This is a genomic window from Methylocapsa sp. S129, assembly GCF_009765995.1.
GTDB lineage: Bacteria > Pseudomonadota > Alphaproteobacteria > Rhizobiales > Beijerinckiaceae > Roseiarcus.
The window spans coordinates 138863-153246 of sequence record NZ_LMUI01000016.1; the positions used below are offsets into that span (position 1 = coordinate 138863).

The window sequence follows — 14384 nt, forward strand, 5'->3', positions numbered from 1 at the left end:
CCCTTAACTCAACACATCAGCGTAGATGCGCTCCGCGTATTTCGTCGTATCGGTTGATGGTTTGAAGACCGACACGAGCTTCAATTCGTCGGCGTAAAGCGCAAGCTCCTTCTTCAGATCCTCGCCGACGGGATGGTGATGATGGGTGTGGTATTTGGCCAGTGTCGTCAGATCGTCCGGGTCCACTTTACCGGCTACGAAAGGCGCGTAGGTGGCCGCCGCTTCGGCAGGGTTCTCAGCGGCGAATTCCGCGGCGTCGAGAAGCGCTCGCGCAATTGAAGCGGCCGTTCGCTTGTCTTCGCGGATCAAACTCCCGCGTACGCCGACGATGCAGCAGGTGCGATGGGCGTATTCGGCGGAAAGATTGGTGGCGATCTCTTTGAACTTGCCGTCCTTCAACCAGACATACGTATTCGGATCGCCGTCCGCCAAGGCGTGGGCCTCGCCCTTTTCAACCGCCGCGCGCAAAAGCGGACCGGGAAATTGTTTGAAGTCGACATCGATATCGGGGTCCAGACCGGCCTTCTTGATCAGGATCGCGAAAAAATTCTTGGCCGGCGAATTCATATCGCTGACGCCGATCGTTTTGCCCTTAAGGTCGACGACTTCATTGATGCCCGAAGTCGTCGGCGCGAGCAGGCGCATGCAACCCCCGTGAAGACTGGCCACGATCTTGACGTCGAAGCCCTGTTCCAGGGGTTTCAGCCAACGAAGCGCCATGCCCACCGCGGCGTCGGCTTTGCCAGTAGCCAAGGTCTCCAGCAATTGATCCGTGGAGCCTGAATAGTTGATCAGATCAACGTCGAGTCCATGCTTGGCGAAAAACCCCTTGTCCTTGGCGACAGTCACCGCGAGCAGACAGGGCGCCCCCGCGTTCCAGGCGAAGGTGACCTTTTTCAGCTCGCCGACCGGAACGGCGCCGCCGTCGGCGGCCGCGCGGCAAATCGGAAAGTCCGACTCCGGGAAGGGCGCGACGCGTGGCGTGGCCAGGACGCGGCCGGCGAGGAGGCCGACCGGGGCGGCGACGCCCACTGCTGCGACCTTCGCCAAGAAGGTCCGACGAGAACCCACAGTCCGATTATTCCACGGTTCGGTCATGATCGTGCTCCTTGCATGATTTCCTGGGCGGCCAACGAAACGCGCCAACGATAGCCTTCGCCGAAGATCGAATTGCCGGGGGAAGGCGCGGCGCAGCGGCGTGCAGCCGGAAATCGAAAATCATTGCTTCACTCCCGCGACGATCGCAGGCGTGAAACTTGGATCGACGATCCCCGCGGCATCGATTCGCTTCGGGATCAGCCCGAAGCGAAGGTAGAGATCGATGGTCTTTTGTTCGTCGACGACGACGCTGGCGTCGATCGGCGTCGCGCGAAGTTCCCCGCGCTGATACATTTTCACGGCGACTCCTCGCGGCAGCCCGACGATCTTGCTCCAGGTCTCCGCGTAAGATTCGAGATTCTCAAGTCCCCACGAACGAGCCCGTGCGAGGCGGCCGACGAAATCGCTCAGCGCCGCGCGCTTGGCCTCGTTGGAAAGCGCTTCGTCGCTCGCGAAAAAGAAGCTGAGGCCCGGCGTCAGGTCGACGCCGTCAGCGATCCGGCGGGCGCCGTGGATCACTTCAAGCTGGGCCGTATAGGGATCCCAGGTCGACCAGGCGTCGATCGCGCCTGACATCAACGCGGCGGTGGCTTCGGACGGAAGGAGGAACACAAGATCGATATCGCTTAGCTTGAGGCCATTGGCTTCCAACTGCGTCAGCACGAGCTGATGACCGATCGAGCCGCGACCCGTGCCGATGCGTTTGCCAATCAAGTCCTTGAAATTGCGCGCCGGCGAATCGCCGGGGACCACCAACGCCAAGCCCTCTTGCTTCGATCGAGTCGCAGCGATCGCCTTGATCGGAACGCCGGCCGCGATCGCAAAGGTGAAGGGCGCATCGCCGACGGTTCCAGCGTCGATCGCGCCGGCGTTCGCCGCCTCCAGAAGCGGCGCCGCGGCCTGAAATTCCGACCATTCGATCTTGTAGGGCATATCCGCGAGGACGCCAGCCGCTTCCATTACCGCGCGCGCGTTGCCTTTCTGATCGCCGATGCGCAGCGTCGTCTCAGCGCGCGCGGGATTTCCGGCGAGCGACGATGCGCAGACTAGCGCTAGCAGCACCAGGGCGCGGCGCAACGTTGCTCCAAGGACAGCTCGCATCGGCCTCACTCCGCCGCGGCGTATGGCTGAGCGCGTTCGACTCGGCCAACGATCGTCTGCGGATTTTTCAATAAATTGAGAATCGGGCACCATTGCTCCACTGCCGCATGGAGCTGTTCGATCTGGGCGGCGCTCGCCGACGATGCGATCTTCACGACATAAGAAATATCGGTGGGATAGACGGGCGTGGCCTCAAAACCTTCGCTCTTGGCGCGCGGATCAAGCGTTGCTTCCACGTCGATCGCGATCGACTCGATGGGGACTTCAAGCGCGGCGGCCTGAATAAGAAACGAATGGTTGAGGCAGGAGGCGAGCACGCCAAGCTGCAACTCCGGCGAACTCGGGCCGAGATCGTAGCCCGCGAAATCCGGGGGGCTGTCGGTGATCGCCTGAAAATCGCGAATGCGGATGCGCCTGATCCCGCTGCGCCCCTCCGCGACCGCGCTCGCTTTCAGGCGGGTGGGGCCGAGCCGTCCATCGGCGATGCGCGCGCGACGGGCCAAGAGAGCCTGACGTTTTTGGCTGAGATATTCGACAAGCGAACTCATTAGCGCATCCCTCGTTTGAGCCCCGCTTACAGCTCGCCCCGTCAAACCGGCAGTCTACATTATATTATTTCTATAGACAATATATTTAATCGGAAACGACGAGGTCTTCGCGCCAAAAAGGAAAGTGATGGAGCCGCGCGGCTGAACGCGCCGCCGCCCTTCAGCGGTTTCGAGCCAAGTCGCGCGCGCGGGCAAAAACGCTTTCCATACGCCAATGCTCATTGGCGAAGCGAGCATCGCCGTCGAATTCATCCCATCCGGACTCGCGTCGATATTGACCCAGCGTTCCCGATGCTTGCGCCCCTTCGAAAGTGGTCGAGTTCGCAGTTTCGCAGTCGGCGCCGACATAGAGCGCGTCCGCCTTGCAATAGAGTTCGCACAGGAAGCAGGTCTGGCAGTCCTCAAGTCGCGCAATCACAGGCGGCGCATTCGGCTTGGCGTCGAACACATTGGAAGGGCAGATTTTCGCGCATTCGCCGCAATGGGTGCATCGCTCGGCGATGATCAATTCGATCATTGGGCGGCCTCGGAGAAGCAGTCCGCTTCGAACTTCGTCCAAATCTTGTCGAGACCGCCTACGTTTAGACGCCTCGCGTATCCGTCCTTTTCGTCCGGCGTGTCTTCGCGAACATGCATGCCGCGACTTTCATCGCGCCCCAGAGCCGCCGCGTAGGTCCACCGCGACGTTGCAACAATGGCCGCCGCCTCGCGCGCGGCGATCGCCCTGTCGCCGGAACAAGCCAACCCGTTCCTCAAGTCTTCCCATAATCTATCCAGGCGCGACAGAGACGCCGACAGCGTCGGTCCGAACCGAAAGAGATTTTTGTCGCAAGGCAGCATTTCTTTCTGCGCCTGACGGATGATGTCTCTGGGATCGAGGTCCCGAGCCCGCTCTTTCGGCCGTAATCCGACCTCGCCGATCGCTTGCGTCGGCGCGTCGGCGCGTCGCCCAAGCTGCTTGGCCAGCCGCGCCGCGCCGCGACCGGCCCATTGGCCCGAGGAGAGCGCCCAGGACGAGTTGACGGCGCCTCCGCCGCTCATTGCTCCGGCGACCAGCTCCCGGGTCGCGACGTCGCCCGCGGCGAACAGGCCTTCGACGTTTGTCGCACAATCCTCGCCAAGGATCCGCAGCCCGCCGGCGCCGCGCACCGTGCCTTCCGCCGTCAGCGTCACTTCGAAGCGATCCTTGAAAGGATCGACGCCGAGACGATCGAATGTCAGCGGCACATTGGGCGAGATCCGCGATAGCCGCGCCCTGATATCCTCCGGCATCCGATCGAGACGGCAGAACAGCGGGCCTTGCAGCAATGCGCGACCGAGATCGCGCGTATTGTCCGGCCCTGGCGGAATATCCAATTCGCGACCGTCGGCGTCGAAATAGCGCGCGAATGCGTAGGACATTGAGCGCGTCATGCTCGTGCGCGCCGGCGCGATCGAGTAGAAGTTGGAGAATTCCAGGCCGGACATTTCCGCGCCGGCCTCCGCCGCCATGAGATGTCCGTCGCCGGTGTTCGTCTGCCCGCCGAGCAGGCGCGACTTGAAAGCGTAGCCGCCGGTCGCGAGAACGACGGCGCCAGCGCGGACTGACCAGGCCGAATGGCGCTGACGCTGCCGCCCTCGCGCGCCCACGATTGAACCGTCGGCGCGCCGCAGCAATTCGAGCGCAGGGCTCTGGTCGAGAATCGTAACGCCATGATCGATTACGATCATGCGCATCGCGCGCAGATATTCAGGGCCTCGCAGCGCGCGAAACTGCGTCACGCCGTTCTCGTCCTTGGGAAAGCGGTAGTAGGGCGCAAGCGTGGGCAGGGTGCGCCAGGTCAGATCGAGGATGCGGGCCATCCAGTCGCGATCCCCAAGGCCGCCGCACGTCGCCAATCTTCGCTCGATCGCCTGAGCCCGCTGATCGGGCGGAACCCACCAATGGCCTGGCCCAGCCGTCGCGGCGACGCCGCTTGCGCCGCAATAACCTTTATCCGCCAAGATAACTGAAGCGCCTTCGCGCGCGGCGGCGATCGCGGCCCAGGTTCCCGCGACACCGCCGCCGATGATCAACACATCGGCTTCCAGGTCGTCGCCTGCCGCGTTCGCCATGATTTGGGATCGCTAAGGATACGGATGCTTGTGGATCGGGTCGACCCAGTAGACCGTCTCGGCTTTTTCTATGGGATCGACATCGGCAATATTGACGACGACGGCTTCGTTGTCCGAGCGCACCAGCACGCATTCCAGTAAGTTGTCGGGATCGGCGTTGATCTCCTGATGCGGCACATAAGGCGGCACGTAGATGAAATCGCCCGGTCCAGCCTCGGCGGTGAATTCCAGCCGCTCTCCCCAGCGCATTCTTGCCTTTCCTCGCACGACGAAGATGACGCTTTCCAGCGCGCCATGGTGATGCACGCCCGTTTTGGCGTTCGGCTCGATTGCCACCGTGCCGGCCCAAATCTTCTGGGCTCCGACGCGCGCGTGATTGATCGCCGCTTGCCGAAACATGCCCGACGTTTGCGTGGTGTTGGCGTCAAGGCGATCACCGCTGATGACTCTCACACCATCGTGCTTCCAGCGGGGCGCGTCTTCGTGAGAGTGGCCATGCGTCATGTCTTTCGCCCCCTTCGTCGTCGTGCGATACGCCAGTCCTACTCAGCCGCAGCGGCGCGGCTGACCTCGGCGTCGCGGTTCGCCACGAGCGCGCGCACGCGCGGCAGCAGATCGCGTCCGTAGTGGAAGGCGTCCTCAATCGGATCGAAGCCGCGGATCAGGAAGGTTGTGATGCCGAGGTCGTAATAGTCCAGAAGCGCTTCGGCGACCTGGTCCGGCGTTCCCACGAGCGCCGTCGTATTGCCCTGCGCGCCCGTCAGCCCCGCCATGCCGGTCCATAGGCGCTTGTCGAGCCTTGCGCCCTGCGCGGCGGCGGCCAGAAGACGTTTCGAGCCTTCATTGGCCGGATTATGACGAACAGACCCGTCGAACCGCTGATTGAAAGCGTCGCGGACCTTGCCAGCCTCGATCTGGGCCTTTGCCCTCGCGAGAATGCGGTCCGCTTTAGCCCAAGCCTCCTCTTCGGTATCGGCGAGTATGGGGCGCAGCGACAGACTGAAGCGGGGTGAACGGCCGTGAGGCGCGGCGGCTTCGCGCACGCGCTGAACGAGTTCCCTGACCTGCGCATGCGTCTCGCCCCACAGGGCGTAGATGTCGGCATGTCGGCCGGCCACTTTCAGTGCGGCGTCCGACGCGCCGCCGAAATAGACAGGAATGCCCTCCGGCTGCACTGACTTGATGCTGCTGAAACCACGCTCAACCTGATAATATCGGCCCACGTAGTCGAAGGGCTCCTTACTGGTCCATTCCTGGCGCAAGATGTCGATATATTCATCGGTGCGCGCGTAGCGCTCGTCCTTTGTCAGGCGATCGCCGTCCTGCGCCAACTCCCTGTCGTTGCCCCCCGTGATGATGTGCACGCCGACGCGCCCGCCGCCGATGTGATCGAGCGTCGCCAACTGCCTCGCGGCCAGCGTCGGAGCAGTGAAACCCGGACGGTGGGCGATCATCACGTTGAGCTTCTTCGTCACGCTCGTGACGTGCTGGGCGACCAGAAGGCATTCGGGGGAGGTGGAGTTGAACGCCAGGAGCACGCGGTCGAAGCCGCCGTTCTCCTGCACTTTGGCCAGCGTCTCGACATAGTTGAGATCGAGCACAGGGCCTTGGGCCGCAATAATTTCGGAGGCGTTCTGATTGCCGACAAAGCCGATGAATTCGACAGGCATGGGCTATTCCCTCAAATTTGCAGCGCGGCGCGCCCGGCGGCGATCCGCACCATGTCTTCCTGGGGCGAGTGGATGCGGGCGCACAGGACGTTGCGATAGTGCCGTTCGAGTGCGTTATGGCGGCTGACGCCATGATTGCCTGTGATTTTCAGCGCCTTCTCCACGGCGGAGATGGCGTTTTCGGTGACGGCGAGCTTTAAGAGATTGCTTTCGCCGGAAGAGGGCGGGTCGCCCGCGTCTGTATCGCGCGCCGCTGAGCGGAGCAGCCGTGCATTGACGGTCAGCAACTCCTCGATCTCGCCCAACGCCTGTTGAAGGCGCGGCACGGTCGCGAGCGCTGCGCCCAGATTGGCGGGCTTGCGCTCGTGCAGAAATGTCAGCAGCCAATCGCGCGCCGCACGCGCGACACCGTCGTAGAGCGCGCCGATTAGCACGGCCATCCAGACCGATTGTTCCGCGTCGCGCGCGCCCCACTCCGCTGGAGCGCGCAGATCGACGGCATGATTGAGCGGGACACGCGCCTCGTTCAGGATCGCGTCATGGCTTGCGGTCGCCCGCATCCCGAGCGGGTTCCAGGTCTCCTCGATGCCGAGGCCCTCCGCATCCGCCGGTACAAGAAACAGACCGACGCGCGGCTCAGGCTCGTCGGTGCGCGCCCAGACGAGCCACCATGACAGGCCGGCGACGCCTGTCGAGTAGATCTTCCGTCCGCTGATCGACCAGCCGTCTGCGGTTCGCCGCGCCGTCGTGGCGGGAAGGCCGCCGCGCAGGGGCGTTCCCAAATCGGCCTCGACCCGCAGCGCGTTGATCAGCGCGCCCTTCGTCGCCGCGTCGGAGAGAACGCGCTGCGCGATCGGCGCAGGCCAGCGCTTACCGGGTAGGACGGCGAGATTTGTATATTGCATCGCCAGAATAAGCGCCGTCGAAGGCTCGCCCCTGGCGATCTCGCCGACAACCGTCGCGGCGTCGGCAAGGCCGGCGCCGCGGCCGCCATACGCTGCCGGGGCCGTGAGGGCAAGGAGTCCCACCTGATGCAGGCGTTGGAAATTATCATGCGGAAAAGCGCCGGTTGTATCGTAGCGGCCGGCTGTCGCGGAAAACTCCGCCGCCAGCGTCCGCGCGATCTCGCCTAGCGTCAACGCTCGGGTCACGACCGCCGCTCCCTTGCGATCGAAAGTCCGCTCAAAGCCGACCGGACTGGATTGTCTTGATAGGTGGGGTTGACGTGACGATCATCCATCATCAGCGCTCCGATCTCGAGGATAAGGGCCTTGCTCAATGTCCCCGTCCGAGACGCAGCTCCGGGCAGGCGTTGGCGAACCGCCGGCAAGGGATGAGGGGAATAGGTCAATCCAGCAGATCCGGCTCCGCGGCGACGATCCAGTCCCAGAGGGGTTGAAACGAGAAATAGCCGCCCTTGTGCGTACCGACCTGCGATGCCGTCAGTCGCGCGACGTCCGGCGGGATGGGCTTCGGTTCGCCGGCGGCTTCGGCGAGGAGCTGCGCGTGCGCGGCGTTGTCCATCGTAATGAACCACCAAGCGGCGGCCTCCACCGTTGGCCCGACGGTGAGCAATCCGTGGTTCTGGAGGATGATTGCTTTCTTGCTTCCAAGCGTCTCGGCGAGGCGGACGCCTTCTTCCTCTGCAAGCACGACGCCCGAGAAAGGATCGAACAGGGCGTGATCCTCAAAGAAGGCGCAGGAATCTTGCGTGAGCGGATCGAGAAGCCGGCCAAGGGAAGCCCAGGCCTTGCCATAGGTGGAATGCGTGTGGGCGGCGGCCAGAACGTCAGGCCGGGCGGCGTGGATTGCGGAATGGATGACGAAGCCGGCTTGATTGATGGGACGGTTGCCGATCAGGATGTTGCCCTCGTGATCGACAAGCTGGAGATCCGACACCTTGATCCGGCCGAAATGTTGCGCCAGCGGATTGATCCAGAACCGGTTGGGATATTCGGGATCGCGGACGGTCACATGGCCGGCAAGCCCCTGGTCGAAACCATAGCGGGCGAACAGCCGAAAGGTCGCGGCGAGGCGCTGCTTTCGATGTAACCGCTCCTCCTCCGCCGAGGCCGACGGCTGGCGCTCGACGAGCGAGAATTTTCTGGGTGCTTGTTCGACTCGGGTCATGGCGGTTCTTGTTGTGGCGGACGTCGTTGGATCGCGCGAGGGGTCGGTGGGGCCCGTGAAAAATTGTCGCCTTCAGACTATAAATTACATATATCTTGTCAAGTGACAAAGGCGCGATAATGGAATCGCTCTATTTCTCTTGCGTTTGAACAAGCTGTCACTGTCGCGACCTTTCCGGCCCCATCCTCCTTGGCGCCCGGCGACCCCTTGCTGTTGGGCAGGTATGATCATCGCCATTGTGCAACATATTAGTCTATAAATTCGATAATATAACTGGACAATGGAGCTGAGATCGGGTTTGTTGAGCGCATGACGCATTGCAGCATGCCCGTAGCACAAACCCTCGCGCGCCGCATTTAGGCGCGGCGATGGAGATCAGAATGACTCGCCAGATTCGTTTCAACGCCTTCGACATGAACTGCGTCGGGCATCAGTCGCCGGGCCTTTGGGCTCATCCCCGGGATCGCTCGTGGCAGTACAAGGACCTCGAATATTGGACCGGGCTGGCGCAGACGCTCGAGCGTGGGGGCTTCGACGGAATCTTCATCGCCGACGTGCTGGGCGTCTATGACGTCTACAAGGGCGGCGCCTATCACGCGATCCAACAGGGCGCACAGATCCCCGTCAACGATCCCCTGCAGGTCGTGCCTGCCATGGCTGCTGTGACCAAGCATTTAGGCTTCGGCATCACCGCCTCCATCTCCTTCGAACATCCGTATCCGTTCGCCCGGCGCATGTCGACGATCGACCATCTGACAAAGGGCAGGGCGGGGTGGAATATCGTTACCTCTTATCTCGACAGCGGCGCCCGCAATCTTGGTCAAACGGCCCAGGTCAATCACAACGACCGGTATGATGTGGCGGACGAATATGTGGAGGTTTTGTACAAGCTTTGGGAAGGCAGTTGGGAAGAGGGCGCCGTCGTTCGCGACAAGGAAAAACGAATTTTCGCCCATCCCGAGAAGGTGCACGAGATTGGGCACCAGGGTCGATTCTTCCAGGTGCCCGGTTATCACCTGTGCGAACCCTCCCCCCAACGCAGCGTCGTCATCTACCAGGCAGGGGCTTCGAGCCGGGGCAAGGCTTTCGCGGCGGGGCATGCCGAATGTGTTTTCGTCGCGGCGCCGACCAAGACGATCCTGAAGAACTATGTCGCCGATGTCCGGCGGCGCGCGGCGGCAGCCGGTCGGGACCCCCGAAAGATCTTTGTCTACACGCTGCTGACCGTGATCGTGGACGAGACCGACGCCAAGGCGCAGGCCAAGTTCGAGGACTACCAGAAATACGTGAGTTATGACGGTTCTCTGGTATTCATGTCGGGCTGGACCGGCATTGATTTTGGCCAATATGCCCCGACCGACCTTGTGCGGAAGGTGGAAACCAACGCCATCATTTCAGCCGTTGAAGCTCTGTCCGAGGGCGATCCCAACAAGAAATGGACGGTCGAGGAGCTCGCCGCTTTCGGCAGCATCGGGGGCATGGGGCCGGTTGTGGTGGGCTCGCCCCAGACTGTCGCGGACATCCTTCAGGATTGGGTCGCCGAGACGGACGTTGACGGATTCAATCTCGCCTATGCGGTGACGCCCGAAACCTTCGAGGATGTGACCAATCTGCTCGTGCCCGAACTGCAACGGCGCGGCGCCTATCCCAAGGAATATCGGCCGGGGACACTGAGGGAGAAGCTGTTCGGCGACGGCCCTTATCTGCCGGAAACGCATCCTGCGGCGCGCCATCGCGATCTCGGTCGCAGAAGGGCGCGCGAAGAAGCCGCGGCCACGCGCAGCGTCGAGCGGGTTTGAGAGCGCGCGCCATGAGCCTTTCTCCGACCGCATCGCTAACAAGCGCGCTCAATCGTCTGATCGAAACCGCGCGCCGCGATCCCAGATCTGTGGCGCTGCGCCACAAACACCGCGGCGCGTGGGACGCGTGGTCCTGGTACAGCATTGTGGTCGCCGTCGATCGTTTTGCTTCAGGCCTTCGCCGTCATGGCGTCGAAGCCGGCTCGGTCGCTGCCTTCGCTGGCGAGATCAGCCCGAACTTTCTCCTCGGCGCGTTGGCGGCGCGAGCCATAGGCGCCGCAGTGATTTCGATTGCGCCGGGAGCCAAGACGCCCGAGATCGCTGCTGTGCTTCGAGGCCTGCCTGTCCGCGTCGCCATCGTGCAGGGTCGCGAAGCGCTCGCTGAATGGATCCAAGCGGGGACGGCGGCCGGGAAGTCCATCCCGATCGTGTTCGATCACGTCACGCCGGAGGGTCGATCGCCGCATCCCTCGGTATTGCCGATCGCAAACTTACGCGACCATGCAGCCGAGCAGGGTTGGGCCGAGACCCTGGGCGCGCCGTCGGCTTCGTCGCGCCGCAAACCGACGCTCTGGATCGAGGCGACGACCGCCTGGGCGGACGGGCTCAACATCATCGCGGACCTGTGGCTCGCTTCCGGCGAGACCCTGGCGCTTCCCGAACTCCTCGCTGCTTCCGCACGGGACCGTTTCGAGATCCGGCCAGACCGTTGGATTGCTTCATCCGAACAATTGACAGCGACCTCGGCCGAGATCGCTGGCCGTTTGCCGCCCAACGGCGGCCTGGCGGGTCGGATCGTCGCGCGCGCGATTGGATCCACGTCGCGATCGGCATCGACTGCGGCGCGGTTTGTCAAAAGCCTCCTGCGTTATCGCTTGGGTCTGTCCCGCCTCAACCTCGTTGAAGTGGGCGATGACCACAGACGCACGGAACAATGGGAGGAGGCCGAATACTTGTTCGCCGCGCTTGGCGCGCCCTTGCGCCGGATTGCGTCAGAAAATTATGAAACCGAAACGGCGGACTCTGCGCCCGCGAACGCGATCGGCCATCTTGCCTTGAGCGGAGATGCGCGATGAGCGGCGCCATCCTTGAAGTGAAGGACGTCTCCTTGTCGTTCAAGGGCATCAAAGCTTTGGCGAACCTGAGTTTTGCCGTCCAGCAAGGCGAAATCTGCGCGTTGATCGGGCCAAATGGCGCGGGCAAGAGTTCGCTTCTCAATGTCATCAACGGCGTCTATCGGGCGAACAGCGGCCAGATCGTTTTCGACGGCACGCCCATCGACCGACCGACCCCGATCGGCGTCGCGCGGCTTGGCGTCGGGCGGACGTTCCAGAACAATGCTCTGTTTCGTCGGATGAGCGTTCTGGACAATGTGCTGACGGGTCTTACGCGGCTTGGGCACGCCAGCGTCATTGAAGTTGCATTCCGGGTCGGCAGACATCCCGCCGAACGCCGCGCCTTCCGCGAGCGCGCTGAGGACATCATCGCCTTTCTGGAGATCGAGGCCTATCGCGACGCGGTCGTGGGGCGGCTGCCTTATGGCCTCCAGAAGCGCGTGGAGCTCGCCAGGGCCCTTGTGGCTTCGCCAAAGCTCCTGCTGCTCGACGAGCCGATGGCCGGCATGAATAGCGACGAGAAGACCGAGCTCAGCCGGTTCATCCAGGACGTCAATCAGGAGCTCGGCGCCACGATCGTGCTTATCGAGCACGATGTCGGCGTCGTCATGGGCCTCTCCCACCACGTGGTCGTCCTCGACTACGGTCGAAAGGTCGGCGACGGCTCGCCCGATGAAGTGCGGCGCAACCCGGACGTGATCGCCGCCTATCTCGGCACGAAACATTGAGAGCAGGGCGGACATGTTGTTTTTTCTGAACGTTCTGACTTCCGGCCTTCTTGCCGGGTTGATGTACGCGATGGTGGCGATCGGTTTCGTGTTGATCTACAAGGCGTCCGGCGTGTTCAATTTCGCGCAGGGGTCGATGGTGCTGTTCGCGGCGCTGACCTTTGTGACCCTGAACGAACATGGCTTGCCCTTCTGGGCAGCTTTTCCGTTGACCATCGTCGTCATGATCGCCGGCGCGGTTTTGATTGAGCGGCTGGTGCTGCGTCCTCTCGTCAATCGCAACCCGAATACGCTGTTCATGGCGACGTTGGGTCTGAGCTTCGTCATCGAAGGCCTGGCGCAATTGCTGCTCGGCACCGACGTTCATCAACTCGATCTCGGCATCGACGACATACCTGTTTCGGTCCTCGGGCTACAGATCAGCGCGTTCGATTTGTTCGCCTCCGCAATCGCTGTGGCGCTCGTCGCCGTGCTCGCCGTGTTGTTCAGCAAGACACGCATGGGCATCTCGTTGCGCGCCGTGGCCGATGACACGCTGGCGGCTCAATCGATCGGCATCCGGTTGCCGCGAATCTGGCGGATCGTATGGAGCGTCTCCGGTTTCGTCGCCCTTGTGGCGGGCCTTCTCTGGGGCGCCCGCCAGGGCGTGCAATTTTCGCTGTCGTTGGTCGTCCTTAAAGCCATGCCGGTTCTCATTATTGGCGGCTTCTCGTCGATTCCCGGCGCTATCGTGGGCGGCCTGCTGGTCGGCGCCACGGAAAATCTCGCCGACATTTACATCGGTCCGCTGGTGCAGGGGAGCGTGTCCACTTGGTTCGCCTACATTCTCGCGGTCGGCTTCTTGCTGATCCGCCCCGCCGGCCTGTTCGGCGAATCTGCGATCGAGAGGGTCTAGCCGGATGTCTGCGCTCGTTTCCTCGGTCCAGCCTGCTAACCTTGCCCGCCGGGAAGGCGCGCCGCTGGTAAGCTTGAACCGTATCGCCTTCGTGCTGGCGCTCGCGGCGATCTACGTCGTCGTCCCCCTGATTGGCAACGACTACTGGCTTAACTCGCTGGTTATCCCCACAGTCGTGATGGGGCTTGCCGGGGTCGGCCTCAATCTCCTCACGGGCTACGCCGGCTTGGTTTCGCTCGGCTCGGCCGCCTTCATGTCGATCGGCGCATTTTCGGCCTATAACCTTCTGCTGCGGGCGCCTTTCCTGCCGCTGCCGCTCGCGTTGATCGTCGCGGGGTTCGTCGCGGCCGCGGCCGGCGTGATCTTTGGCCTGCCCAGCCTGCGGATCAAAGGCTTCTATCTCAGCGCCTCGACGCTCGGCGCGCAATTCTTCTTCGAGTGGCTGTTCACGAACTTCCATTGGTTCTCAAACAACAGCATGTCGCTGACCATTTCAGCGCCTAGGCTCGAATTTTCTGGTTACAATCTGACGTCGCCTGCTGGGCGTTATCTCCTCGTCGTGGTGACGACGGGCCTCCTGGTCTGGCTGGCGCGCAATATCGTCAACAGCCGCATCGGCCGGGACTGGATGGCGATCCGCGATATGGACACCGCTGCCGCCGTCGCCGGTATTCCCATCGCCAGTCGCAAGCTCCTGGCCTACGGCGTGAGTTCGTTCTTCTGTGGCATTGCGGGGGCGCTTTGGGCCTTCGCCTACCTTGGCACGGCCGACGCCCATGCGTTCGACCTCGACAAGTCCTTCCAGATTCTTTTCATCGTCATTATCGGCGGGTCGGCGAGCCTGTTCGGCAATTTCCTGGGCGCCGCCTTCATCGTGCTGACTCCGATCGTGCTCGACCTCATCGTGCTCTGGTGGAACCTGACGGACTACGTCGATCAGGGCTCACTCACGAACCTCCTCCGAATTATCTTCGGATTGATCATCATCCTGCTCCTGATCAAGGAGCCGGACGGATTGTCGAGCCTGATCGGCAGGCTCGCGCGGCGTCTCGCCGCTTGGCCATTGAGGATTTGACCATGATCATTTGTCCGCATTGTTGACGCTGCCTTAGGCGCATAACCGCCCCTCTCAACGAACTTCCTCCCAGAAGACTCCCGACGGAAACACGCGTGTTTCCCAACGGAGACGTTTGTCCTCGAAACCGA

Annotated in this window: 13 protein-coding genes and 1 pseudogene; 5 read left to right on the forward strand and 9 right to left on the reverse strand. The window is 62.5% G+C overall.

What is annotated here, in order from left to right; translation table 11 throughout:
- Nucleotides 1-3: 3 nt before the first annotated feature.
- The 9 genes and pseudogenes from GSQ90_RS09930 to GSQ90_RS09970 form a co-directional block, all read right to left on the reverse strand.
- On the reverse strand, nt 4-1098 hold the full coding sequence (locus tag GSQ90_RS09930) for an ABC transporter substrate-binding protein (protein WP_158814672.1): 1095 nt from the start codon (nt 1096-1098) through the stop codon (nt 4-6).
- Nucleotides 1099-1218: 120 nt separating this feature from the next.
- Complete coding sequence (locus tag GSQ90_RS09935) at nt 1219-2199, reverse strand: ABC transporter substrate-binding protein (protein ID WP_174247461.1); 981 nt, start codon at nt 2197-2199, stop codon at nt 1219-1221.
- Between the two features lie 5 nt (nt 2200-2204).
- Nucleotides 2205-2747: an OsmC family protein gene (locus GSQ90_RS09940; protein WP_158814673.1), complete on the reverse strand. Its 543-nt coding sequence runs from the start codon at nt 2745-2747 to the stop codon at nt 2205-2207.
- A 160-nt stretch (nt 2748-2907) separates the two neighbouring features.
- Entirely contained in the window at nt 2908-3264 is a 357-nt protein-coding gene (locus GSQ90_RS09945; RefSeq protein ID WP_158814674.1) for a ferredoxin family protein, read from the reverse strand.
- A complete protein-coding gene (locus GSQ90_RS09950) occupies nt 3261-4841 on the reverse strand; it encodes an FAD-dependent oxidoreductase (protein WP_158814675.1) in 1581 nt (526 codons plus the stop codon). The genes GSQ90_RS09945 and GSQ90_RS09950 overlap by 4 nt, the downstream gene beginning before the upstream one ends.
- Nucleotides 4842-4853: 12 nt before the next feature.
- Nucleotides 4854-5345: a cupin domain-containing protein gene (locus GSQ90_RS09955; RefSeq protein WP_158814676.1), complete on the reverse strand. Its 492-nt coding sequence runs from the start codon at nt 5343-5345 to the stop codon at nt 4854-4856.
- 38 nt (nt 5346-5383) lie between these two features.
- Nucleotides 5384-6511 carry an LLM class flavin-dependent oxidoreductase gene (locus GSQ90_RS09960; protein WP_158814677.1) on the reverse strand — a complete coding sequence of 376 codons (1128 nt, stop codon included), beginning with the start codon at nt 6509-6511 and terminating at the stop codon, nt 5384-5386.
- An 11-nt stretch (nt 6512-6522) separates the two neighbouring features.
- On the reverse strand, nt 6523-7662 hold the full coding sequence (locus tag GSQ90_RS09965) for an acyl-CoA dehydrogenase family protein (RefSeq protein WP_158814678.1): 1140 nt from the start codon (nt 7660-7662) through the stop codon (nt 6523-6525).
- Between the two features lie 196 nt (nt 7663-7858).
- Nucleotides 7859-8683, reverse strand: a pseudogene (locus tag GSQ90_RS09970) (class II aldolase/adducin family protein); the annotation flags it as partial.
- 338 nt (nt 8684-9021) lie between these two features.
- Here GSQ90_RS09970 and GSQ90_RS09975 point away from each other — a divergent pair.
- Genes GSQ90_RS09975 through GSQ90_RS09995 form a run of 5 tightly spaced genes read left to right on the forward strand, consistent with a single transcriptional unit; the run spans nt 9022 to nt 14253 of the window.
- Entirely contained in the window at nt 9022-10440 is a 1419-nt protein-coding gene (locus GSQ90_RS09975) for an LLM class flavin-dependent oxidoreductase (protein ID WP_158814680.1), read from the forward strand.
- Between the two features lie 11 nt (nt 10441-10451).
- Nucleotides 10452-11516: an AMP-binding protein gene (locus tag GSQ90_RS09980; RefSeq protein ID WP_158814681.1), complete on the forward strand. Its 1065-nt coding sequence runs from the start codon at nt 10452-10454 to the stop codon at nt 11514-11516.
- Nucleotides 11513-12283: an ABC transporter ATP-binding protein gene (locus GSQ90_RS09985; protein ID WP_158814682.1), complete on the forward strand. Its 771-nt coding sequence runs from the start codon at nt 11513-11515 to the stop codon at nt 12281-12283. The genes GSQ90_RS09980 and GSQ90_RS09985 overlap by 4 nt, the downstream gene beginning before the upstream one ends.
- A gap of 13 nt (nt 12284-12296) precedes the next feature.
- Nucleotides 12297-13178, forward strand: coding sequence for a branched-chain amino acid ABC transporter permease (locus GSQ90_RS09990; protein ID WP_158814683.1), 882 nt, complete (start codon nt 12297-12299; stop codon nt 13176-13178).
- A gap of 4 nt (nt 13179-13182) precedes the next feature.
- The gene (locus tag GSQ90_RS09995; RefSeq protein WP_158814684.1) at nt 13183-14253 is read left to right on the forward strand and encodes a branched-chain amino acid ABC transporter permease; all 1071 of its coding nucleotides are present in this window, start codon (nt 13183-13185) and stop codon (nt 14251-14253) included.
- Nucleotides 14254-14384 lie beyond the last annotated feature (131 nt).